Source organism: Ectopseudomonas alcaliphila (assembly GCF_900101755.1).
Taxonomy (GTDB): domain Bacteria; phylum Pseudomonadota; class Gammaproteobacteria; order Pseudomonadales; family Pseudomonadaceae; genus Aquipseudomonas; species Aquipseudomonas alcaliphila.
Map to the genome: position 1 here is coordinate 459,689 of NZ_FNAE01000001.1, position 23,058 is coordinate 482,746.

Annotated in this window: 21 protein-coding genes; 9 read left to right on the plus strand and 12 right to left on the minus strand. The window is 61.0% G+C overall.

Translation table 11 applies throughout. The annotated features are described in order from the left end of the window. Positions 1-5 precede the first annotated feature (5 nt). A complete protein-coding gene (locus tag BLR77_RS02210; RefSeq protein WP_074675258.1) occupies positions 6-533 on the minus strand; it encodes a L,D-transpeptidase in 528 nt (175 codons plus the stop codon). Between the two features lie 49 nt (positions 534-582). Then, complete coding sequence (locus BLR77_RS02215) at positions 583-1,290, minus strand: TetR/AcrR family transcriptional regulator (protein WP_074675259.1); 708 nt, start codon at positions 1,288-1,290, stop codon at positions 583-585. Positions 1,291-1,518: 228 nt separating this feature from the next. Here BLR77_RS02215 and lexA point away from each other — a divergent pair, with 228 nt between their 5' ends. Both lexA and sulA read left to right on the plus strand, forming a co-directional pair. Beyond that, a complete protein-coding gene (lexA, locus tag BLR77_RS02220; protein ID WP_074675260.1) occupies positions 1,519-2,133 on the plus strand; it encodes a transcriptional repressor LexA in 615 nt (204 codons plus the stop codon). A 9-nt stretch (positions 2,134-2,142) separates the two neighbouring features. After that, positions 2,143-2,616, plus strand: a complete 474-nt coding sequence (gene sulA / locus BLR77_RS02225; protein WP_074675261.1) for an SOS-induced cell division inhibitor SulA — start codon at positions 2,143-2,145, stop codon at positions 2,614-2,616. Between the two features lie 60 nt (positions 2,617-2,676). Here the strand turns inward: sulA and BLR77_RS02230 are convergent, their stop codons facing one another. The 6 genes from BLR77_RS02230 to fadB all read right to left on the minus strand — a co-directional run bounded on the left by BLR77_RS02230 (position 2,677) and on the right by fadB (position 10,051). Continuing rightward, on the minus strand, positions 2,677-2,913 hold the full coding sequence (locus BLR77_RS02230; protein WP_003462072.1) for a hypothetical protein: 237 nt from the start codon (positions 2,911-2,913) through the stop codon (positions 2,677-2,679). Positions 2,914-2,993: 80 nt separating this feature from the next. Next, on the minus strand, positions 2,994-3,512 hold the full coding sequence (locus BLR77_RS02235) for a DUF6586 family protein (protein ID WP_074675262.1): 519 nt from the start codon (positions 3,510-3,512) through the stop codon (positions 2,994-2,996). A gap of 156 nt (positions 3,513-3,668) precedes the next feature. Next, positions 3,669-6,275, minus strand: coding sequence for a type I DNA topoisomerase (topA, locus tag BLR77_RS02240; protein WP_074675263.1), 2,607 nt, complete (start codon positions 6,273-6,275; stop codon positions 3,669-3,671). A gap of 104 nt (positions 6,276-6,379) precedes the next feature. Continuing rightward, positions 6,380-6,622, minus strand: a complete 243-nt coding sequence (locus tag BLR77_RS02245) for a DUF1653 domain-containing protein (RefSeq protein ID WP_074675264.1) — start codon at positions 6,620-6,622, stop codon at positions 6,380-6,382. A gap of 75 nt (positions 6,623-6,697) precedes the next feature. Further along, positions 6,698-7,873, minus strand: a complete 1,176-nt coding sequence (gene fadA / locus BLR77_RS02250; RefSeq protein ID WP_074675265.1) for an acetyl-CoA C-acyltransferase FadA — start codon at positions 7,871-7,873, stop codon at positions 6,698-6,700. Positions 7,874-7,903: 30 nt separating this feature from the next. After that, positions 7,904-10,051, minus strand: coding sequence for a fatty acid oxidation complex subunit alpha FadB (gene fadB, locus BLR77_RS02255; protein WP_074675266.1), 2,148 nt, complete (start codon positions 10,049-10,051; stop codon positions 7,904-7,906). A 468-nt stretch (positions 10,052-10,519) separates the two neighbouring features. Here fadB and BLR77_RS02265 point away from each other — a divergent pair, with 468 nt between their 5' ends. Further along, entirely contained in the window at positions 10,520-11,341 is an 822-nt protein-coding gene (locus tag BLR77_RS02265) for a hypothetical protein (protein WP_074675268.1), read from the plus strand. Between the two features lie 150 nt (positions 11,342-11,491). Then, entirely contained in the window at positions 11,492-11,941 is a 450-nt protein-coding gene (locus BLR77_RS02270; protein ID WP_074675269.1) for a universal stress protein, read from the plus strand. A 98-nt stretch (positions 11,942-12,039) separates the two neighbouring features. On the opposite strand, the gene BLR77_RS02275 is transcribed toward BLR77_RS02270, so the two are convergent. After that, positions 12,040-12,726: a DUF6901 family protein gene (locus tag BLR77_RS02275; RefSeq protein ID WP_074675270.1), complete on the minus strand. Its 687-nt coding sequence runs from the start codon at positions 12,724-12,726 to the stop codon at positions 12,040-12,042. An 18-nt stretch (positions 12,727-12,744) separates the two neighbouring features. Then, complete coding sequence (locus BLR77_RS02280; RefSeq protein ID WP_074675271.1) at positions 12,745-14,670, minus strand: ATP-binding cassette domain-containing protein; 1,926 nt, start codon at positions 14,668-14,670, stop codon at positions 12,745-12,747. A gap of 237 nt (positions 14,671-14,907) precedes the next feature. Between BLR77_RS02280 and BLR77_RS02285 the strand changes: the two genes are divergently transcribed. Both BLR77_RS02285 and BLR77_RS02290 read left to right on the plus strand, forming a co-directional pair. Then, positions 14,908-16,836, plus strand: coding sequence for a transglycosylase SLT domain-containing protein (locus BLR77_RS02285; protein WP_074675272.1), 1,929 nt, complete (start codon positions 14,908-14,910; stop codon positions 16,834-16,836). A gap of 646 nt (positions 16,837-17,482) precedes the next feature. After that, a complete protein-coding gene (locus BLR77_RS02290) occupies positions 17,483-18,919 on the plus strand; it encodes a hypothetical protein (RefSeq protein WP_238380530.1) in 1,437 nt (478 codons plus the stop codon). Between the two features lie 249 nt (positions 18,920-19,168). On the opposite strand, the gene BLR77_RS02295 is transcribed toward BLR77_RS02290, so the two are convergent. Both BLR77_RS02295 and BLR77_RS02300 read right to left on the minus strand, forming a co-directional pair. Further along, positions 19,169-19,975 (minus strand): MOSC domain-containing protein, encoded by an 807-nt coding sequence (locus tag BLR77_RS02295; RefSeq protein ID WP_074675274.1) that lies wholly within the window; start codon positions 19,973-19,975, stop codon positions 19,169-19,171. A gap of 77 nt (positions 19,976-20,052) precedes the next feature. Beyond that, complete coding sequence (locus BLR77_RS02300) at positions 20,053-20,985, minus strand: chemotaxis protein CheV (RefSeq protein ID WP_074675275.1); 933 nt, start codon at positions 20,983-20,985, stop codon at positions 20,053-20,055. Positions 20,986-21,304: 319 nt separating this feature from the next. On the opposite strand from BLR77_RS02300, the gene BLR77_RS02305 reads away from it, so the two are divergent. The 3 genes from BLR77_RS02305 to BLR77_RS02315 are packed head-to-tail and all read left to right on the plus strand — an operon-like array spanning position 21,305 to position 23,045. Continuing rightward, positions 21,305-22,330 (plus strand): methyl-accepting chemotaxis protein, encoded by a 1,026-nt coding sequence (locus BLR77_RS02305; RefSeq protein WP_394328041.1) that lies wholly within the window; start codon positions 21,305-21,307, stop codon positions 22,328-22,330. A 21-nt stretch (positions 22,331-22,351) separates the two neighbouring features. After that, a complete protein-coding gene (locus tag BLR77_RS02310) occupies positions 22,352-22,717 on the plus strand; it encodes a response regulator (RefSeq protein WP_003245288.1) in 366 nt (121 codons plus the stop codon). Between the two features lies 1 nt (position 22,718). Beyond that, complete coding sequence (locus tag BLR77_RS02315) at positions 22,719-23,045, plus strand: STAS domain-containing protein (protein ID WP_074675277.1); 327 nt, start codon at positions 22,719-22,721, stop codon at positions 23,043-23,045. Positions 23,046-23,058: the final 13 nt, after the last annotated feature.

The window sequence follows — 23,058 nt, forward strand, 5'->3', positions numbered from 1 at the left end:
TTTCCTTACTTGAAGTCTGGGTCTGCAGCCCACTGCGGGCACGGCGCCTCATCGATACGCACCCCGCAGTGCGGTGGCACGCGCTCGAAAAGCGCCAGCATGTCGGCGTTACGCAAACGGATGCAGCCATGGGACAACGGCGTCCCCATGGGTTCCGTATCCGGCGTGCCATGCAGATAGATGTATCGGCGAAAGGTATCGACCTCGCCCAGGCGATTGCGCCCTGGCTCGAGACCGCTTAACCAGAGAATGCGGGTGAGAATCCAGTCGCGGCCGGGAAACTGCTCGTGCAGCTCAGGCGACCACACCTCCCCTGTCCAGCGACGACCGCACAATACCGCGGCCACAGGCAAACCGCTGCCGATCTTCGCGCGCACCTGATGCAGCCCGCGCGGCGTGCAACCCGAGCCGCTGTGCTCGCCCGCCCCATTGAGCGCTGTGGAGACAGGCAAGCTCAACACCAGCCGCCCGGCACGGAAGCCGTAAAGCGCCTGATCGGCAATGGAAATATGGAGTAAATCGAGATCGGACATGGGCCGCTAGCTTAGCCGAAGGGCGAAGCCAAGCCCACCTGCCATCAGGTCAAACCTTGGGCGCGGCGCTCGGTGTCTTGGTACGCGGCTTGAGCTGCGCGCCGGCCAACGCAGGGTCGGCGACCCCTGTTTCCGAACGCATGCCGGCAGCCAGGAACGGCACCATCATGCGCATCACCTGCTCGATCGAGGTGTTCACGCCAAAATCAGTCTCGGCCATCGCCCGCAGCGCCTTGATGCCGGACATGCTGAACGCAGCGGCGCCGAGCATGAAGTGCACGCGCCAGAACAGCTCAAGCGGCGGAATGCGCGGCGCAGCCTCATGCACCAGCAGCATGTAACGACGGAAGACCTTGCCGTAGACCTCTTCCAGGTACTTGCGCAGGTGTCCCTGGCTCTGGCTGAACGCCAGACCAAGCAGACGCATGAAAATGGAGAGATCATTGCCGCTACGCGGCTTCACGGCCAAGGCCTGCTCGACCAGCAATTCGAGCAGCTCTTCCAGGGAAACCTGGGTTTCGGACTTGGCCTGACGGCGATCGAGCTCCTTTTCCAGGCTGGCGCAGAAAGGCCCGAGGAAACGCGAGAAGACCGCCTGTATAAGTGCCTTCTTCGAACCGAAGTGGTAGTTGACGGCAGCCAGGTTGACCCCGGCCTTGCTGGTGATCAGCCGCAGCGAGGTCTCGGCGAAGCCTTTTTCCGCGAACAGCTGTTCCGCAGCATCGAGAATGCGTTCAACGGTTTCCGACTGAGCCATGAGTTCTCACCTGACAAACACTTGTTTGAAACATACGTTTCATCCCACTGAATTGTCAAGCCGCATGAGCCGTCTTTTGGCCGGCCGGTCACAGCTTACAACATGCAGAGACGCAGATTACCCAACCTGGGTAACAAGCCAGATCACAGACATCTGCAAAATGGTCGTTGCCAAGCCCTGCTTACTGTATATAATCCCAGTCACTGTATAAAAAGACAGAGCCCAGCCATGCTGAAACTGACGCCACGCCAAGCCGAGATTCTCGCTTTCATCAAACGCTGCCTGGAAGACAACGGCTACCCACCTACCCGCGCGGAGATCGCTCAGGAGCTGGGGTTCAAATCACCCAACGCCGCAGAAGAGCACCTCAAGGCACTCGCTCGCAAGGGTGCCATCGAGATGACCCCAGGTGCATCGCGTGGTATTCGCATTCCTGGCTTCGAGCCAGGCGCCGCCAACGACGATGAGGGCTTGCCAGTCATCGGCCGTGTCGCAGCCGGTGCACCTATCCTCGCTCAGCAACATGTCGAGGAATCCTGCCAGATCAATCCGGCATTCTTTCAACCCAAAGCCGACTACCTGCTGCGCGTACGCGGCATGAGCATGAAGGACATCGGTATTTTCGATGGCGATCTGCTCGCCGTGCACACCACCCGCGAAGCACGCAATGGCCAGATCGTCGTCGCTCGTATCGACGACGAAGTGACGGTCAAACGCTTCAAGCGCGAGGGCAACAAGGTCTGGCTGATTGCCGAGAATCCTGAGTTCGCCCCGATCGAAGTAGACCTGGAAAACCAGGACCTTGTCATCGAAGGTTTGAGCGTCGGTGTAATCCGCCGCTGAGGAGACACCATGCAAGTGCAGCAGTCGTTCGAGCGCCCACAACTTCCCCTTTTCGACGCCTTTCTAGCCGGAGCGTCGAGTGAGCCACTGGTAGCGACCGGTGACATCTCTCGTAGCGAGAATGATCAGGCGTTCAGCGAACTGGCTCTGCGCGGCGCTGCCGGCCACTGCCTGCACTTGCTGGCCCCGATTCTTCGCGAACTGAGCCAGAACCAGGATGCGCGCTGGCTGACTCTGGTGGCACCGCCAGCCAGCCTCACACAAAGCTGGCTGCGCGATGCTGGACTGAACCGTGAACGCATCCTGCTACTGCATCCGCGACAAGGGCAAAATGCCCTTGAGTTGGCAGAGGAAGCGCTGAAGCTGGGACGCAGCCATACCGTAATCAGCTGGCTACACCCGGTTGAGTGCAGCACTCGCCAGCGTCTTGCCCAGGCAGCCAATGCCGGCGGGGCACAAAGCCTGAACATCAGCCTGGGTTAAAGATCCACAAACGCAAACGGGGCTCCATTGGAGCCCCGTTTTCGTTAAGCCGTAACGCCTTCAGTGCAGAACGCGCGAGCCTTCTTCTTCGCCACTGAAATCACCCTCAGCCATTCGGCCGGCCATCTGCACGCCGACATTGAGCATGGCCTTGGCCACCTCGATGTGCTGCCCCTGCAGGAAAGCCTTGGCATCAGCGGAGAAGTCCAGAGTCACCAGTGCCTCTTCATCCTCTGCGCGACGCAGGGCAATACGCCCATCGGGCAGTTCGACGATTTCCAGGAAGGATGTAGGCATGGCTCAGTCTCTGTGCAAAAACACGACATTGTAACAGCCAGCCGGGGTCATCCCCAGCCCACTGGTCCAGTTAAACCCGATCAGCACTCGCTGAGGCCTTCGCGAAAGCGCAGTACCAGGGCCTTGAGCTGCTGACGCCAGGCATCGATCTCATCGATACTCAGTTCGACCGGCTCTTCGCCAACGCTGACAGCAGTGATCAATGGCATGGACGGATCGACCTTGGCCTTGCGCTCCTCACGCGGCGGCTGGAACAACGCGGCATAGGCAGCCAGCAGTTCGGCCAGCCAGGTTTCGCGCTGCTGCGCCAGCTCGACCAATTCAGCCAGCTCCGGGCTGGGCGAACCGTCGAGCACCGCCTGCTGCACGAAGGACTCGACACGCGAGGGCGTAGCGTCGTTCATGCGGTAATAGCCGGCAATCTCATGGCACAGCCCGAGCAGTCCACCGTACAGGTGAAACAGCGCGGCTTCTCGCTCGGCTTGCACCAATGCCTGGAGGTTGAACGCAGCGGAGGCCTCGGCCTTGCGCCAGTTATCCAGAGCAAGGCCGGCGAAGAAGATCTTCTGATTGGTGCGGGTATAGATTTCTTTGGCCATTACGGCGACCTCCACGGCATATCGGGTCATGGTACGCGCATCGGCTCCAGGCCTGACGCGCATCTCGTCAGCCCTGGGCCTTTCACGATCTCGCCGAGCTGGCCGAACCTGATTTTAACCACACCTGGCCAACGCGCAGCAGATAGTGGACAGGCCCTAGCGCTTGTCCTCGACCTTCCACTTGCCACCATCGAAGAACGCGCGCCAGCCGGTGGGCTTGCCATCGACTTCGGACTGCACGTACTGCTCCTTGGTCTTGCGGCTGTAGCGAATCACTGCCGGGCGACCATCAGGGTCCTTCTGCGGGGCATCGCAGAGGAAGTGGTACTTGGGATCGATCTCGTGCTTGTGCGGGACGATCTCCAGCACCAGCGGCGCACGCGTCTCGCGATTTTTCGGGAACTGGCTGGCAGCCAGGAACAGACCCGATGCGCCATCACGCAGCACGTAGGTGTCGTCCACCTTCTCGCACTTGAGCTCCGGCATGTCCACCTTGTCCATCTTCGGTGGCGCTGCCTCGCCGTTCTTCAACAGCTTGCGGGTGTTCTTGCAGCTGGTATTGGTGCAACCGAAGAACTTGCCGAAGCGACCAGTCTTGAGCTGCATCTGGCTGCCGCACTTGTCGCACTCCAGACTCGGGCCTTCGTAGCCCTTGATGCGGTACTGGCCCTGCTCGATCTCGTAGCCGCTGCAATCGGGATTGTTGCCGCAGATATGCAGCTTGCGGGTTTCATCCAGCAGGTAGGCATCCATGGCGGTGGCGCAGATCGGGCAGCGATGCTTGCCGAGCAGCACCAGGGACTCGGATTCACCCTCGTCATCGGCAGCGATCTCATCACCCGGCACCAGATTGATGGTGGCCTTGCAGCGTTCCTTCGGCGGCAGTGCATAACCGGAGCAACCAAGGAATACCCCGGTGGAGGCAGTACGGATCATCATCGGCCGACCGCACTCGCGGCAGGGAATGTCGGTCAGCGTCGGCTGGTTGGCACGCATGCCGCCCTCGCCCGCTTCGGCCGCTTCGAGCTTCTTCTTGAAGTCGCCGTAGAATTCATCGAGCAGATTCTTCCACTCGCGCTCGCCCTGGGCCACATCGTCGAGATGCTCTTCCATGGTGGCGGTGAAGCTGTAATCCATCAGGTTGGCGAAGCTCTCGTCGAGACGCTCGGTGACGATGTCCCCCATCTTCTCGGCATAGAAGCGACGGTTATGCACCGTGACGTAGCCGCGATCCTGAATGGTGGAAATGATCGCCGCATAGGTGGACGGACGACCGATACCGCGCTTTTCCAGCTCCTTGACCAGGCTGGCTTCGGAGTAACGCGCCGGCGGCTTGGTGAAGTGCTGGCTGGGGTCGAGCTGAAGCAGCTTGAGCGCCTCGCCCTCCTTCATTTCCGGCAGGACATCATCCTCGCCCGGCTTGCTCTGCTGCGGCAGCACACGAGTGTAACCGTCGAACTTGAGGATGCGGCCCTTGGCGCGCAGCTCGAAGTCGCCCGCAGCCACGGTGACGCTGGTGGACAGGTATTCGGCCGGCGGCATCTGGCAGGCCACGAACTGACGCCAGATCAGGTCATACAGACGCTCGGCATCACGCTCCATGCCGGACAGCTGGGTCGGGCGCAGGTTGACGTCGGACGGACGAATCGCTTCGTGCGCCTCCTGGGCGCCCTCCTTGCTCGAATACTGATTCGGCTTGCCCGGCAGGTACTTGTCACCGTACTCGCTGCCGATGAAGCCACGCACCATCTCCACGGCGTCGTTCGACAGGTTGGTCGAGTCGGTACGCATGTAGGTGATGTAGCCAGCCTCGTAGAGACGCTGAGCCATCATCATGGTCTTCTTCACCCCGAAGCCCAGGCGATTGCTCGCCGCTTGCTGCAGGGTGGAGGTAATGAAGGGGGCCGACGGTTTGCTGCTGGTCGGGCGGTCTTCACGCTTGACCACGCTGTAGCTGGAAGCCTTGAGCTTCTCCAGCGCGGCCATGGCCTGCGCTTCGTTGACCGGCTTGAAGGCGGCGCCACTTTCGCGCACGACCTCGAAACGCACCTTGGCACTCTTCGCCGTGCCGAGGTCGGCGTGCACTTCCCAGTATTCTTCCGGTACGAAAGCGCGGATTTCTTTCTCGCGCGCCACCACCAGCTTCACCGCGACCGACTGCACGCGGCCGGCAGACAGGCCACGGGCGATCTTGGCCCACAGCAGCGGCGAGACCATGTAGCCCACCACGCGGTCCAGGAAGCGGCGCGCCTGCTGGGCGTTGACGCGGTTGATATCCAGCTCGCCAGGCTTGGAGAAGGCATCCTGAATCGCCTTCTTGGTGATCTCGTTGAAGACCACGCGCTTGTAGCGGCTGTCATCGCCACCAATGGATTCGCGCAGGTGCCAGGCAATGGCTTCCCCTTCGCGGTCCAAGTCGGTTGCGAGATAGATGGTGTCAGCATCCTTGGCCAGACGGCGCAGCTCTTCGATCACCTTTTCCTTGCCGGGCAGGATCTCGTATTTGGCCTTCCAACCGTGCTCGGGGTCGACCCCCATACGGGTGAACAGCTGGCGTTTGGCCTTTTCCTTGGGCGACAGCGCAGGCGTCTCAGCGGCGGCCTTGCCGCGCTTGGCAGGCTCCTTGGTGGCGCTTGCCGAGCCGCTGGTAGGCAGGTCACGGATGTGGCCGATGCTCGACTTCACCACGTACTGGCTGCCCAAGTACTTGTTGATGGTCTTGGCCTTGGCCGGGGATTCCACGATGACCAGCGATTTGCCCATGGATCAGAAAATTCCTGAATTGCGAAATATAAAAGGCAGGGAGCCTTGAGGCCCCGCTATATATAGTGGTGACCAAGCGAAGGTCAAGCGCAGGGTCTGCGCAGTCAGACTTGCGAAGCGCCGATGGGGCTGACTTCGGCCTGAATCAAAGCAAAGCGCGGAACGCGCGTGCCGTCCACCTCGATCTCTTCGCAGAACATGCTCAGCGGCCGCACCCACAGGCCAAACTCGCCGTATAGCGCCTGGTAGACCACCACCTCCTCCTCGTTTTCGGAATGGCGTGCCACCCCAAATACGCGGTACTGCGGGCCTTTGTAGTGGCGATAGAGTCCTGGCTGCAACTGCATGAGCGGTTCCCGAAAATAAAAAGCCGTAAAAAGCAAAACCGGGGCGCTGGGCCCCGGTTTCCTGTCCGCTAGCGCTTAAACGCGCTCGAAGACGGTGGTGATGCCTTGGCCAAGGCCCACGCACATGGTGGAGACACCGAAAGTGCCGCCGTTCTGCTTCATGACGTTGAGCAGGGTACCGGAGATACGGGCACCGGAACAACCGAAGGGGTGACCCAGGGCGATCGCGCCGCCGTGCAGGTTGACCTTCTCTTCCATCTTGTCGAGCAGCTTCAGGTCCTTCAGCACAGGCAGGGCCTGGGCAGCGAAGGCTTCGTTGAGCTCGACGAAATCGATGTCGGCCATGCTCAGACCGGCGCGCTTGAGGGCCTTCTGAGTGGACGGTACCGGGCCGTAACCCATGATCGCCGGATCCACACCAGCAACGGCCATGGCGCGAACCACGGCCATCGGGGTGATACCCAGGTCCTGAGCGCGCTGAGCACTCATGACGATCATGCAGGAAGCGCCGTCAGTGATCTGCGAGGAAGTACCTGCAGTCACGGTGCCGCCTTTCGGGTTGAACGCCGGCTTCAGCGCAGCCAGGCTCTCGAGGGTGGTTTCCGGACGAATGGTTTCGTCGAAGTCATACACCTTCAGGAAGCCATTCTCGTCGTAGCCTTGCATCGGGATGATTTCATCCTTGAACTTGCCTTCAACGGTGGCCTTGTGCGCCAGACGATGCGAACGCTCACCGAAGGCGTCCTGCTGCTCACGGCTGATGCCGTGCATCTTGCCCAGCATCTCGGCGGTCAGGCCCATCATGCCGGACGCCTTGGCGGCGTACAGCGACAGGTGCGGGTTCGGGTCGACGCCATGCATCATGCCGACGTGGCCCATGTGCTCCACACCACCGACGACGAACACGTCGCCGTTGCCGGTCTGGATCGCCTGCACGGCGGTGTGCAGGGCGCTCATGGACGAACCGCACAGACGGCTGACGGTCTGACCGGCGCTGGTGTGCGGGATCTGAGTCATCAGCGACGCCATGCGCGCGATGTTCCAGCCCTGTTCCAGGGTCTGGTTGACGCAGCCCCAGATCACGTCCTCGACTTCGGCCGGATCGACCTTGGCGTTACGCTCCAGCAGCTTGCTGATCAGGTGCGCGGACATGGTCTCGGCGCGGGTGTTGCGGTGCATGCCGCCCTTGGAACGACCCATCGGGGTACGACCGAAGTCGACGATCACTGCATCTCTAGGATTCAGGCTCATATTTCTACTCTCGCTCTGTTCGCTGCACAGTTAACCGAAGAACTTCTGGCCCTTGGCGGCCATTTCGCGAAGTTTTGCGGTCGGGTGGTACAGGGCGCCCAGCTCGGCATACTTGTCAGCCAGGGCGACGAATTCAGCCACACCGATGGAGTCGATGTAGCGCAGCGCACCGCCACGGAAGGGAGGGAAGCCGATACCGTAGATCAGGCCCATGTCGGCCTCGGCTGCGGTGTCGACGATGCCGTCTTCCAGGCAACGAACGGTTTCCATGCACAGCGGGATCATCATGAAGTTGATGATGTCCTCGTCGGTGACTTCACGCTCTTCGACCACGATGGACTTGAGCAGCTCGTAAGCAGCCGGGTCGGTGACCTTCTTCGGCTTGCCGCGCTTGTCGGTCTCGTAGGCGTAGAAGCCCTTGCCGTTCTTCTGGCCCAGGCGATTGGCGTCATACATCACGTCGACGGCAGTCTTGCCTTCCACGGCCATACGGTCCGGGAAGCCTTCGGCCATCACGTCACGACCATGGTGGCCGGTGTCGATGCCGACCACGTCAGAGAGGTAGGCCGGGCCCATGGGCCAGCCGAACTTCTCCATCACCTTGTCGATACGCACGAAGTCGACACCGAAGCCCAGCAGCTTGGAGAAGCCGCCGAAGTACGGGAACAGCACGCGGTTGACCAAAAAGCCCGGGCAGTCGTTGACCACGATCGGGTTCTTGCCCATTTTCTTGGCGTAGGCAACGGTGGTGGCCACGGCCACTTCGCTGGACTTCTCGCCACGAATGACTTCCACCAGCGGCATCATGTGTACCGGGTTGAAGAAGTGCATGCCGACGAAGTTTTCCGGACGCTTGAGCGCCTGGGCCAGGAGGGAGATGGAGATGGTCGAGGTGTTGGAGGCCAGGATGGCGTCTTCACGCACCGCATCTTCCACTTCGGCCAGCACGATCTGCTTGACCTTGGGATTCTCGACCACGGCTTCGACGACGATGTCGACGTTGCCGAAATCACCGTAGGACATGGTCGGGCGAATGGCGTTGAGCGCTTCGGCCATCTTCGCCGGGGTCATGCGGCCTTTCTCGACGCGCTTGCCGAGCAGCTTGGAAGCCTCGTTCAAGCCCATCTGGATACCCTCTTCACGGATATCCTTCATCAGGATCGGCGTACCCTTGGAAGCCGACTGATAGGCGATGCCGCCGCCCATGATGCCGGCGCCGAGTACGGCGGCCAGTTTCACGTCGCGAGCGATTTCGTCGTGGTGCTTGGCTTTCTTCTTCAGTTCCTGATCATTGAGGAACAGGCCGATCAGGCTCTCGGCAACCGAGGTCTTGGCCAGCTTGACGAAGCCGGTGGCCTCGACTTCCAGCGCCTTGTCACGGCCGAAGTTGGCGGCTTTCTGAATGGTCTTGATCGCTTCGACCGGAGCCGGGTAGTTCGGGCCGGCCTGGCCAGCGACGAAGCCCTTGGCGGTCTCGAAGCACATCATCTGCTCGATGGCGTTGAGCTTGAGCTTTTCCAGCTTGGGCTGACGCTTGGCCTTGTAGTCCAGCTCGCCGGAAATGGCGCGCTTGACCAGATCGAGAGCGGCGGCCTGCAGCTTGTCTGCACTGACCACGGCATCGACGGCGCCCACTTTCAGGGCGTCATCGGCACGGTTTTCCTTGCCCGAAGCGATCCACTCGACGGCGTTATCGGTACCGATCACACGTGGCAGGCGCACGGTGCCACCGAAGCCCGGGTAGATACCCAGTTTGACTTCCGGCAGGCCGATCTTGGCGCTATCGCTCATTACGCGGTAGTCAGCGGCCAGGCACATCTCGAACCCGCCACCCAGAGCGATGCCGTTGATGGCGACGACGGTCGGCACGGCGAGGTCTTCGAAATCACTGAAGATCTTGTTGGCTTCCAGGTTGCCAGCCACCAGCTCTGCGTCGGGCAGTTTGAAGTTGTCGACGAACTCGGTGATATCGGCGCCGACGATGAACACGTCCTTGCCACTGGTGACAATCACGCCCTTGATCGAACCGTCAGCCTTGATCGCGTCGACGGAGGCGCGCAGCTCGTTGAGGGTAAGACGGTTGAATTTGTTGACGGACTCACCCTTGAGGTCGAACTTCAATTCGACGATGCCGCTCTCAAGAGCCTTAACCGTGATGGCTTTACCTTCGTAAATCATCAACTGATCTCCACGGTATGGAAGCTGAACAGTACACATCGGAGCCAACCGGCAGGCCAGCCCGCAGCAACGCCGCCTGAGCATAGCCCCAATCGGTACGACACACCCACCGACGCGATATTCGGGCTGCATATGGCGCGCCTTACAAGGCAAACGCTCAATTCATACGCCCGTTTGATTTGGGTGTGCACACCTTCAGGGAAAAGCCCGCACTTGTCAATTGGCCTCTTTTCGCCGTTTTCCCGAAGACTTACCCAGGCCAGGTCATCCGTGGCCTCCAGCCGATTCCGATAAGCAGCGTCAATAACGCACCATTGCGAGCGTTTTCTGCTTGGCACAGACACGCCCGGGTGCCTAGCCAAATCACCACGCTCCGGGTACAGTCGTCTCACTTTCGGCTGGCACAGCGCCACCTGAAGGCAATACAAAAACAAATCGAGCCCCACGATGGGCCACACGGAGTCACCAATGTCGAGCCGCCGTTCGCTTGCATTTCCCCTGGGCGCCCTGCTCCTTTTCGTCTTCACGTCACTCTTCTCCACCTTGCTCAGCGCCGCGCCAGCCAATGATCTGTTGCGCCTGCACCAGCTGCGCCTGGCCACACAGAAAAGCCTGGGCGACTTCTACATGTACAAGGGCATGGAAGGCGACCAGCGCTATGCGCGGATGATTGGCGAATCCCTGCAGGAAGGCCAATCGCACCTTGACAGCCTGGGCGACATGCCCGGCGATGCGAGCAAGGCGCTACGCGCGCAGTTGCAAACCAATTGGCAAAGTTATCGCGACGGACTCCAGGCACTGATGGAAGCCATGCGCAGTCAGGGCTACACCGACCTGCAACCTGTCGCCGACCTGGCTGAAAGCAACCAAAACATCATGGCCATTAGTCAGGAGCTCTATCAGAAGATTCAGCAAGAAAGCGGTTTCAACGTACCGCAGCTGACCCAGAAAAGCCGCGAACAGAGCCTGCTGATGCAGAACATCGCCCTGGACTACGCCTCACGCAGCGCCTCGGTCGGCGCCAGTTTCTTCGGTGGCGGCGAAGAACGCGCCATCGACGAGCTGGCCGGCGAGTTCGCCAGCAAGCTGGACAATCTCAGCGCCGCCCAGCAGAACACCCCGGAGATCAGCGCGGCCCTGAACTCCATCGGCACCAAATGGCGTTACATCGAAAAATCCCTGCGCAACTACAACGAAAACACCGTACCTTTCCTGATCAGCAAGTATTCCGACAGCATCATCGAAGGTCTGGAAGCCGTTGCCGCCCAGTACGCCACCAGCCAACACTGATGCCCCATGTTTCCGGCCTGCCTGGCCCACCTATTGCCCGGTGCTCGCACCGGGCTTTTCTTTGCCTTTTTAATGACCAGTCGCCCTATCCCACACAATGGGGCCATACTTGATACAGAGCCATTTGCCCCCTTTAAGGAGGAGTTCACCATGCCCTACCAGCACATTCTGGTCGCTGTCGACCTGACCGAGGAATGCGACCCCGTAGTGGTGCGCGCGCAGAAGCTGGCCCTGGCCAGTGGCGCCAAGATGTCCCTGGTGCATATCGTTGAGCCAATGGCCATGGCCTTCGGCGGCGACGTGCCGATGGACCTGTCGATGCTGCAGCAACAGCAGTTCGAACAGGCCCGCGAGCGCCTGGACAGCTTCACCGGCAAGTATCCCGAGCTGACTGCGGACCAGCGCCATCTGGCCTATGGCCAACCGCGCCAGGAAATCCACCGCCTGGCCGAAGAACAGGATTGCGATCTGATCGTGGTCGGTAGCCATGGACGCCACGGCCTGGCGCTGTTGCTGGGCTCCACTGCCAATGACGTGCTGCACGGTGCGCCCTGCGATGTACTCGCAGTACGCCTGAAGAAAGGCGAAAAAGGCGCTTGAGTGTAGGGTGCGCCATGCGCACCAGAGACAGCGCTGACGGCTTCGGGGCCTTCGAAACTGTGGTGCGCGCAGCGCACCCTACGCAGGGCACAGTTGCCTTATTCGAACGAATCGCCCGCACTCATGACCAGCGGGCGAATCTTCTGCAGCTGGGTCTCCAGCGACACCGTCATGCTCGATGACATCGAGAAGAAGGTAAGGAACGCCTTGAGGTTGGAATCGCCTTCACAGGTGTCGTGAATGCGCTGCCAGAAGGCCTGATTGACCAGTTTCAGTTGCTGGAACAGGCGCACCAGACCTTTCAGCTCCCAATCGGCCAGACGCCCTTCGCGCATGTTGAAATACTGCCGCGTCAGGTACAGCGATACCGCGCGCAGGATGAACTCCTGATTGTTGGCAAACGGCAGATGGTGTTGCGCCATGGGTTTCAGGCGCGCCAGCACCGGACAGGCGCTGGTGGCCATGATCACACCGAGCAGCGCACGCAGGCCCTCTTCCAAGCCGACATGCTTGGTGTACTCACGCTCCGGCGTGCGCACCCAGACGCTGGCCTTCTTGAAGGCTGGCAGGCCACGAAAATCCTCGATCACCCGATGCAGATCGACCGCTGCCGGACAATGGCTGAACTGGTCGCGACTAAGCGGACAATTGCTGCATTGCTGATGCTCAAGACGCGTCCAGGCGGGAGCCTGTTGCGCCTCAGCGGCGTCATACTCGCGATTCAGCTCGATCCGGTAGCTGAACTGATGATTGTCGTCGAGAGTAATGCGGTACTCGATGGCCATTGCCTGTTCGTTCCTTCGTCAGCCTTCCAGCTCTGCCCAGCGCTCGAGCAACTCGTCCATTTCCTTCTGCAAGCCCTCGAGACGCGCCAATACTTCCGTGGTGACCTGCACCGACTGCTGATAGAAGGCAGGATCGGAGACCTGCTCCTGCATAACCGCCATCTCCTGCTCCAGGGCATCGATCTGTCCCGGAATCGCTTCCAGCTCGCGCTGCAGCTTGTAGCTTAGTTTCTTCTTCGTCGGTTCGGCGCTCTCCTGCACCGAAGCGACTGCAGCCGGGGTCGGTGCTTCGACGATGGCAGTGGCCAGTTCGGCTTTGCCGGACTTGCTTTCACCCACACCGAGCAGGCGCGGCGAACCGCCCTGGCGCAGCCAATCCTGATAGCCACCGACGTATTCACGCACCTTGCCTTCGCCCTCGAATACCAGGGTGCTGGTCACGACGTTATCGAGGAAGGCACGGTCGTGGCTGACCATCAGCACGGTGCCTGGGAAGTTAAGCAGCACTTCTTCGAGCAGTTCCAGGGTTTCTACGTCCAGGTCGTTGGTCGGTTCGTCCAGCACCAACAGGTTGGCCGGCTTGCTGAACAACTTGGCGAGCAACAGTCGTGCCCGTTCGCCACCCGATAGCGCCTTGACAGGCGTACGCGCACGTTGCGGACTGAACAGGAAGTCGCCCAGATAGCTCAGCACATGACGGCTCTGGCCGTCGATAGTGATGAAGTCGCGGCCTTCGGCGACGTTGTCGATTACCGTCTTCTCCGGCTCGAGCTGGTGACGTAATTGGTCGAAATACGCCACTTCCAGTTTGGTGCCGACCTCGATCTTACCGCTGCTCGGTTGCAGGTCGCTGAGTAGCAGCTTGAGCAGAGTGGTCTTGCCGGTACCGTTGGCGCCAAGCAGGCCGATACGGTCACCGCGCTGCAGGACCATGGAGAAATCCTTGACCAGGAAGGGCCCGCCGGCGTGAGCGAAACTGACGTTCTCCGCCACCATCACCTGCTTGCCGGACTTGTCCGCGGTATCGAGCTGGATATTCGCCTTGCCCTGGCGCTCGCGGCGCTCGCTCCGTTCCGCGCGCATCGCCTTGAGCGCGCGCACGCGACCCTCGTTACGGGTACGACGGGCCTTGATGCCCTGACGAATCCACACTTCCTCCTGGGCCAGGCGCTTGTCGAACAGCGCGTTGGCGGTTTCCTCGGCGGCCAGCTGCTGCTCCTTGTGCACCAGGAAACTGGCGTAGTCGCCGTTCCAGTCGATCAGGCCGCCACGATCCAGCTCGAGGATGCGCGTGGCCAGGTTCTGCAGGAAGGAACGGTCGTGGGTGATGAACAGCACCGCGCCGCCGAAGTCTTTCAGCGCCTCTTCCAGCCAGGCGATGGCGCCGATGTCGAGGTGGTTGGTCGGCTCGTCGAGCAGCAGCAGATCTGGCTCGGACACCAGCGCCTGAGCCAACAGCACGCGACGACGCCAGCCACCGGAGAGCTCGGCCAGGGTCTTGTCGGCCGGCAATTGCAGTCGACTCAGGGTGCTGTCGACCAGTTGCTGCAGACGCCAGCCGTCTTTGGCTTCCAGCTCCTGCTGCACGTGCATCAGTTGCTCGAGGTCGTCATCGCCATGAATGTTCTGCGCCAGATGGTGATAACGCGCCAGCAACTCGCCAACGCCGGCCAGGCCTTCGGCAACCACGTCGAACACCGTGCGCTCATCGGCACGCGGCAGCTCCTGCGGCAGCTCGCCGATTTTCAGCCCCGGGGCACGCCAGATTTCACCGTCATCGGCCATCTGATCGCCCTTGACCAGGCGCAGCATGCTCGATTTGCCGGTGCCATTGCGGCCAATGATGCACACCCGCTCGCCCCGCGCGATCTGCCAGGACACTCCGTCGAGCAGGGGCATGGCGCCATAGGCGAGGGATACGTCGGCAAACTTGAGCAAGGTCATGGGCATCTCCAGAAACAGGGGGCGCATTCTACCCGAGATGCAAGCCGGCTGTTGCCGTTTCCACAGACGCAACAGGTGTCGCCCCTGCTCAGCATCTGCTGCAGGCACAGCGCATGTTTGCTGCATGTGTCCATCTGGCCCCGCGGCATTCACCGCGCCCCGATGAAGCGCTAAGCTAGGGGTATGCAACGACACGGACCGTGTTGCCCCATACCTCTGCTTGCCCCTGGAAATGCCATGCGCAGTCGCTTTCTCTCTGTAGTTTCCTGTCTGATTCTCACCGCCAGCGGCGTCGCCAGTGTCGAAGCTGCCAGCCTCACCCAGCAGCGCCAGTACTATGACGAAGCCAAGCGGGCCTTGGCCAAGGGCGACAGCGGCCCTTATCGCCAATACGCCAGCGCGCTACGCGATTACCCACTGACGCCTTATCTGGCCTATGACGAGCTGACCAACCGGCTGAAATCGGCCAGCAATGCCGAGATCGAGAAGTTTCTCGCCGAACATGGCGACCTGCCCCAGGCCAGCTGGATGAAACTGCGCTGGTTGCGCTGGCTGGCCGAGCGTGGTGACTGGAAGCCTTTCCTCGATCACTACGATGCCAAGCTCAATTTCACCGAACTGGACTGCCTGTACGGCCAGTACCAGCTCAGCCACGGCCTGACTGCCGAAGGCAACATCACCGCCGAAAAGCTCTGGCTGGTGGGCAAATCCCAACCCAACGCCTGTGACCCGCTATTCGAGCGCTGGGCCGCCAATGGCCAGCTCACCGAGCAGCGTCGCTGGCAGCGCACCAAACTGGCGGTGGAAAGCGGCAACTACGGCCTGGCCAACTTCCTGATCAAAGGCATGCCAACGCTCGGCGAGCGCGGCAAGCTGATGGTCGAAGTGGCGCAGAAGCCGCAGCTGCTGAAGAACACCGCGCGCTTCGCACCTGCCGATGACGCCATGAGCGATGTAGTCGGCCTCGGCTTGCGTCGCCTGGCTCGGCAGAGCCCGGAAGATGCCTTGGCCCTCCTCGACGGCTACGCCCAGCGCATGAAGTTCTCCGCGGACGAACAGGTCGCCATCGCCCGGCAGATCGGCCTGCGCCTGGCGCAACGCTTCGATCTGCGCGGCCTGCAGGTGATGGCCAAGTACGACCCGCAACTGCGTGACAACACCGTCAGCGAGTGGCGCGCACGTCTGCTGCTGCGTCACGGCCGCTGGGAAGAGGCCTATCAACTGACCCAGAGCATGCCGTCCGATCTGGCCAGCAGCAACCGCTGGCGCTATTGGAATGCGCGCAGCCTGCAACTGGCGCAACCCAACAGCCAGCAACCGGCGGTGCTGTTCCAGGCACTGGCCAAGGAACGCGACTTCTATGGTTTCATGGCCGCGGATCAGGTCAAGGCGCCTTACGCGCTGAACAACCAGCCACTGGCCCTCGATCCCAAGGTGGTGCAGAAGGTACGCAATACTGCCGGTATCAAGCGCGCGATGGAATTTCATGAACGCGGGCAGATCGTCGATGGCCGCCGCGAGTGGTATCACGTCAGCCGTCTGTTCAGCCGTGACGAACTGGTGGCCCAGGCGCGCCTGGCCTACGAAATGGAGTGGTACTTCCCGGCCATCCGCACCATCAGCCAGGCCCAGTACTGGGACGACCTAGAAGTGCGCTTCCCCATGGCCCATCGAGGCGAGCTGGTGCGCGAGGCAAAGCGCCGTGATCTGCATTCGAGCTGGGTGTTCGCCATCACCCGCCAGGAAAGTGCCTTCATGGCCGACGCCCGCTCCCACGCAGGCGCCATGGGCCTGATGCAGCTGATGCCTGCTACCGCCAAGGAAACCGCGCGCAAGTTCGGCATTCCCCTGGCCTCGCCGCAGCATGTACTCAACCCGGACACCAATATCCAGCTGGGCGCCGCCTACCTGAGCCAGGTATATGGCCAGTTCAATGGCAACCGCGTGCTCGCTTCGGCCGCCTACAACGCCGGCCCCGGTCGGGTGCGCCAGTGGCTGCGTGGTGCCAATCACCTCAGCTATGACGTGTGGGTGGAGAACATTCCGTTCGACGAAACCCGCCAGTACGTGCAGAACGTATTGTCCTACTCGGTGATCTACGGCCAGAAGCTGGGCGCGCCCCACCCGCTGGTGGCGTGGAACGAGCGGTTCTTTGAGGACCAATGAGCATCAGCCAAAACGCTGAGGTCCAGCTCTGCCACCTTGGCCTCCGCCAACAGAGGCCATAACCCCGATAACAGCCGCTGCAGGGCAAGCCTGCAGCGGCTCGAACGCAGAACAGCCTGCCTGGCTGAGCCCTGCAACTGCCTGCAGTCTCTCCAGCTATATCGCTGACCGCCTCCATACGCATCCTCTGATCCCGTTCAAGCTCCCCCACGCTTTTCCGCAGCGATCCGCAACCAGCAAGGCTCGATCGGCATTTGTGGCTAATGGCATTCGATTCACGGATGGAACCAGTCCGCCCCCAAAACCACACAGCGATATGGCTGTATGGCTGAAAGAGGCAACGGGTTATCGCTCAAACCTCAAACAGCGCGCAAAAAGCTGGGCCATTTCAGCCACACAACTCATAACAACGACGAAACGGCAGCATCACTGATGCCCACGCGATACGCGATTTGATGCTTTGTAGTTTCACAGAGAAAGAGGATTTTTTATGGACGGAGTTTCACGTGGTAACCCTGCATTACCCGTTGTACCGAATGCTCAGATCGAGAATGACCCCCGCACCGAGGGCCGCCGGGCAACCGAGATAACTCCAGCGCAGCGCCAAGAAAACAACCGGGCCCAGATACAGGATCACCTGGACGCCATGTTCCAGAAATATCGCAAACCGACTGCGCTGCCGCCAGACGCTAGCGCGGAAGATCATGCGAAAGTCGCCGAACACAATAGAAAGATCGATGCCCTGGTTGCCTCCAGAGCCGAACTTCTGGCAAGTGAAGGTGAGGATCTCGAATCCGTTTGCAGAACGCTGGATAACGCCCGTTACCTCGACAAGGTTTCGACTTCAGGCTCTTCCTTTGTCGCTGGCCTACCTTTCGCCCTGGTTGCGGTTGCGCAGCACCTAAGCCCCAACCTTGTGGAAGCCCCCGCCAAAATGTTGACCAGCCTTGCTGGCACCAGTTCTCCCGTCGCCGAAGCAGCCGCTCAAGGACTCATCGGCAGTCTACAAGCGGTCGTGGCAGACCAAATCTCCACGGCCTCTCAAAATGAGATGAACAAGGACTCGCTCTTTCTCAAGGCCCCAGAAGAAAAGCTGCATGACGTCATGGTCGAGGCGTTGAAAGACAAAGAACCGAAGCAGTTAAGACAGGCCGCCGATGGCGCTGCAGAAATGCAGACATTCAGTGCGCGTAACGTCTTGCGTAACGGCCTTGACACGCACTTGTCCTCCAACGCGAATCAGCCCGGCCTTAGTCCGCAAGCACAAACGACAGCCACAGCCAATGCGGCCAATTCGAAGGTGGCGATTACCAGCATCGGTGGTGTACTTGCCGGAATGGGAACTGGGCATCTGGCACGTATGCGAGAAGAGCGAAATGACCTACGCGACGCAGCGCAGATCTTCGCGCGCAAAGATGCAGAGCCCAAGGAAAATATCGCAGATGAAAGAGACTGGTACGAAACCTACAAGGCAGCCAAGGACACCAGCAGCAAGTCCATGCTTTCTCACGGTGCCAGCCGCGTGGGCAATGCCGCGATCGGCACCCTGAGCAGCACCCTAGAGGGCGTACGCAGCCTCGGTACTGCACGTAGCGTTCTGGCCAATGGTGGCTTTTCCGCTGTGTTCAGTGGCGTCAGCGCAGCTCAGAAAGCGGCGACGGCTCCCATAAGCAATCCACTTGCCAAGGCTGCGGTCGATAACGCCATCAACCTTGTCGGCTCAGCCGCAGCATTCGGAGCATACGGAGCCATGGGCGCCGTTGGCCAGAAAATCGCTGATAAAGCAGCAGAGTGGTACGACAAAGATAACCATGCGGCACCCAAGGCAGCGGTCCGCGATACTGCGGTTGCCGGAGCTACCATGGCTCGGGATACCGCGGTGGCCGGCGCAACTATTGCCCGAGATACTGCAGTTGCCGGTGCATCCGCAGCAGTTGCCGGCGCGCACAAGGTCATGGATGGCGCTCGTGCCACAGGAAACTATGCCCTGGACTTAGGAGAAAGAGCAGCTCGTCAAGCAAGTGAGCTTCGTCAGCGTGTGAGGCCACAGCAGAATGGAAACGATGCAATGGAAATGGTCTAGCTCGATGTTCAAAGGAAATGGCCGTGTAAGTAACGTCACTTCATCCGATATCTTGAAGGCAGACTCAAGAGGTCAATTGCCGAGCTCACTCTCGCCCCAAAGGATCGAGTGCAACGTCGCGGATGCCGGCACAACTGAAATATCGCAGGCTGTGCAGGCACCTCCCGGCGCGTTCATCCTCGACCGATAGGCAATACGGGACAAGCCAAGGATGGCTGCCCTGAGTGATAGCCGTTTGTAGCTCATCCTCTACTGCAGTATTTCAACCGGCATGCCGATCTGTAGTTCACCCAAACCGCGTGGCAGCAGGTTCTGCCCGAAATACACATCACCCTCGCGTTCACGGTAGGTCTTGAGCGTGGCCAGCGGCTCGCGCTGAGGATTACGCTCGCCGGTCTGCGGGTCGATGGTGGTGAGAATGCAGCGCGAGCAGCCCTTGGCCACCTCGAACTCCACTTCGCCGATACGGATGCGCTTCCAGCTGTCTTCGGCGTACGGCTCGCTACCGGTGACGACCAGGTTGGGGCGAAAACGCAGCATGGAAAGCGGCTGCCCGACACGCTGGGAGAGATCATCCAGCGACGCCTGGCCGATCAGCAGCAGCGGGAAACCATCGGCGAAGGCCACACGGTCACCCGGCGCGGCATAAGCGGTGTCGACCTGACGGGTGCGCCCTTCCGGCACCTGCACCAGGCGGCAAGATTTGCCTAAAAATTCGCTGAGCCATGTGGCCGCTTCATCACCAGCATCCGGAACACGCAGGCTGTCACGCCAGACGATGACGCCGCGCAGATCCTGCTCGGGATCAGGCAGCGCCACGGCCAGGTCAGCACGACCCGGCGCACTCAGGGTCAGGCCGCCGCGCGCATCGTACAGGGCGCTCAACTGACTCATCTGCGGTAGCAGACGCTGAGTGATGAAACGGCCGTTGTCGGCGTCGACCAGCATCCAGCGCCGATCGCCCTGCAGGCCCAGACCGTCGACCGCGCTGCGCTGCAACACTTCGCCGCGGCCTGACTTGAGCGGATAACGGTACAGCCCCGAGAGACTCAGCATGGGTCAGCTTCCTGTTGGCAAAACGCCGTTATACGAGCTGACGGCGACGCTCACAAGCACATCGGGGCATTAGGGGCTTAGCGAGGCTCGTCCAACTCGAGACGTTGACGAACCACATCGACCAGCTTGTCCGGCTGGAACTTGGACAGGAAGTTGTCGCAGCCGACCTTCTTCACCATCGCCTCGTTGAAACTACCCGACAGAGACGTGTGCAGCACCACGTAGAGATCCTTGAGGCGCGGATCGTTGCGAATTTCGCTGGTGAGGCGATAGCCGTCCATTTCCGGCATCTCGGCATCAGTGAAGATCATCAGCAACTTGTCGGTCATCACTTCGCCAGTGTCAGCCCAGCTTTTCAGCAGGTTGAGCGCCTTCAGACCGTCACTGGCCATATGCAGGCGAATACCCAGTTGCGACAGGGTATCGCGCACTTGAGTCAGCGCCACGTTGGAGTCGTCCACCAGCAGCACTTCACGGCCACGGGCTTTTTCCAGCAGCGGATCGGCAAGTTTTTCTTCGGAAACCTTGGTGCTCATCGGCACGATTTCGGCCAGCACCTTTTCCACGTCGATGACCTCGACGATCTGATCCTCGACCTTGGTGATGGCAGTCAGGTAATGCTGACGCCCGGCACCTCCTGGAGGCGGCAGGATCGATTCCCAGTTGAGGTTGAGAATGCGGTCGACACTGCCGACCAGGAAAGCCTGCACCGAGCGGTTGTATTCGGTGACGATGATGGTGCTGCGCTCGTCCGGTACCAGCGGACGCATGCCGATGGCCTGGGACAGATCAATCACCGGCAGGGTCTGGCCACGCAGGTTGACCACGCCACAGACATAACGATGGCGCTGCGGCATCAGCGTCAGCTTGGGCATCTGCAGGACTTCCTGCACCTTGAACACGTTGATCGCGAACAACTGACGACCTGCCAGGCGAAACATGAGAATTTCCAGACGGTTCTCGCCGACCAGCTGTGTACGTTGATCCACGGAGTCGAGAATGCCGGCCATCGCCTGCTCCTGCTGAAATATGAACGGATGCGGACCAGGCGCGAAGCCCTGGTACCAGGTTATCGGCAGGCCCTGAAAAAGCCGCAGCTTGGCTTTCTGCCACCATACTCGTTGACCAATACAGATACCAGCCTGCCCTGCCTCGGACAATCCTCATCGGGGCGCCCCTAGGGGCGTCTAGGGGAGTCCCCGATATCGCACATACGTACCAATATCTATCGTTGGAGCATTCTCCTTCCAATAGAGATCAGCTCCCGTGCTCCCCTACTCCGCTCTCTGGACAGGTATCGTCATCAGTCTCGCCGGGCTTGCCGCCGGCATGCCCTGGCTGATCGGTGCAGGCTGCGCCCTCAGCGCCCTGGCCGCGTTGTTTCAGCGCCCCGCGCGTCCGGCGCCGACCGCCACTACAAGAATAGATGAAGCCCCCACCGACGCGGCGCAGCAGACCAGTGTCGAGCCCCTGCTACTCGAAGTGCTGCCGGCCTGGAGCCAGAACCTCGGTCAGGTGCGGCAACTGGTGCAGGACAACATCCAGCGCCTGTTCGAACGTTTCGCCGGCCTCAGCGGGCGCCTGGAGCAGACCCTGAGCAGCTCGGAACACAGCATCGGCGGCGGCGGCGTCACCGCCAGCCTGCGCGAGGCGCACCAGCGTCTGGACGAAGTCATCGCCTCGTTCCATGGCGCCAGTGCGCGCAAGAACGAACTGCTCGGCACCATCGCCCACCTGGACAGCTATGCCAGCGAACTGCAGAAGATGTCCAAGCTGGTGCAGGACATCGCCAGCCAGACCAACCTGCTCGCCCTCAATGCCGCCATCGAGGCCGCCCGCGCTGGCGAGCATGGCCGCGGCTTCTCGGTGGTCGCCGACGAGGTACGCAAGCTCTCCAGTCTGTCGGCCGAGACCGGTCAACGCATGGGCGAGAAGGTTGGCGAAATCAACCAGGCGATCCGCGCCACCGTGACCGCCGCCGAGGAACTGTCCGGCAGCGAGAAGAGCAATCTCGACTATCTCGACCAGGTGGCAGGCGAAGTGATGCAGCGCCTCAGCGCCAACCTCGACGAACTGTCCAGCAGCTCCCTGCAGTTGCAGCAGGACGCGCGCACCACCCAGGCGGACATCCAGGAAATCATCGTCAGCCTGCAGTTTCAGGATCGTACCGACCAGATGCTCGACCACCTGCAGAGCGACCTTGGCCGCCTGCAGCAGGCCGTGCGCGAACAGGACGGCATCCTCGCCAACCCGACGCGCTGGCTCAGGGAACTGCGTGATCGCTTCACCACCGACGAAGAACGCCACGGTGGCCGGCGCAGCGCCAAACAGCAAGACGACGTGACCTTTTTCTGATTAGCCAAGGAGCAACCCGGCATGGCCAAGACCATCCTGATCGTCGACGACTCCCTCTCCATGCGCCAGCTGGTGAAGATGACCCTCTCTGGCGCCGGCCACACCGTGATCGAAGCGGTGGACGGGCGCGACGCCCTGAGCAAGCTCAACGGGCAGAAGATCAACCTGATCATCAGCGACGTGAACATGCCCAACCTCGACGGCATTGGCCTGGTCAAGGAAGTGAAGGCGCGCAACGAATACCGCTTCACCCCCATCGTGATGCTCACCACCGAGAGCGAACAGGGCAAGAAAGCCGAGGGTCAGGCCGCCGGTGCCAAGGCCTGGATCGTCAAGCCATTCCAGCCGCAGCAATTGCTGGCGGCCGTCGACAAGCTGGCCAGCTGAGATGTTCGAGCTCATTCACGACCCGCAGCAGCAGCCCGAACGCCTGACGCTGGTCGGCAGCCTGACCATCTACGAAGTACGCCAGGCCCACGAAGCACTGTTGGCGGCCCTCGCCGGTAGCGCTGCGGGCGGTAGCTGGCAGCTCGACCTCGGCCAACTGGAAGAGCTGGACAGCGCCGGTGCCCAACTGCTGCTGGCCCTGCAGCGCCAACTGACACAACAGCAGGCAAGCCTGGAGGTCGTCAGTGCCGCCGACGGTCCGCGCGAGCTGCTGGAGGTGCTTCACCTGCAATCGCTCCTTCCCATCACCCCGACGGCACAGGCCTGAGCCGGAGACGCAG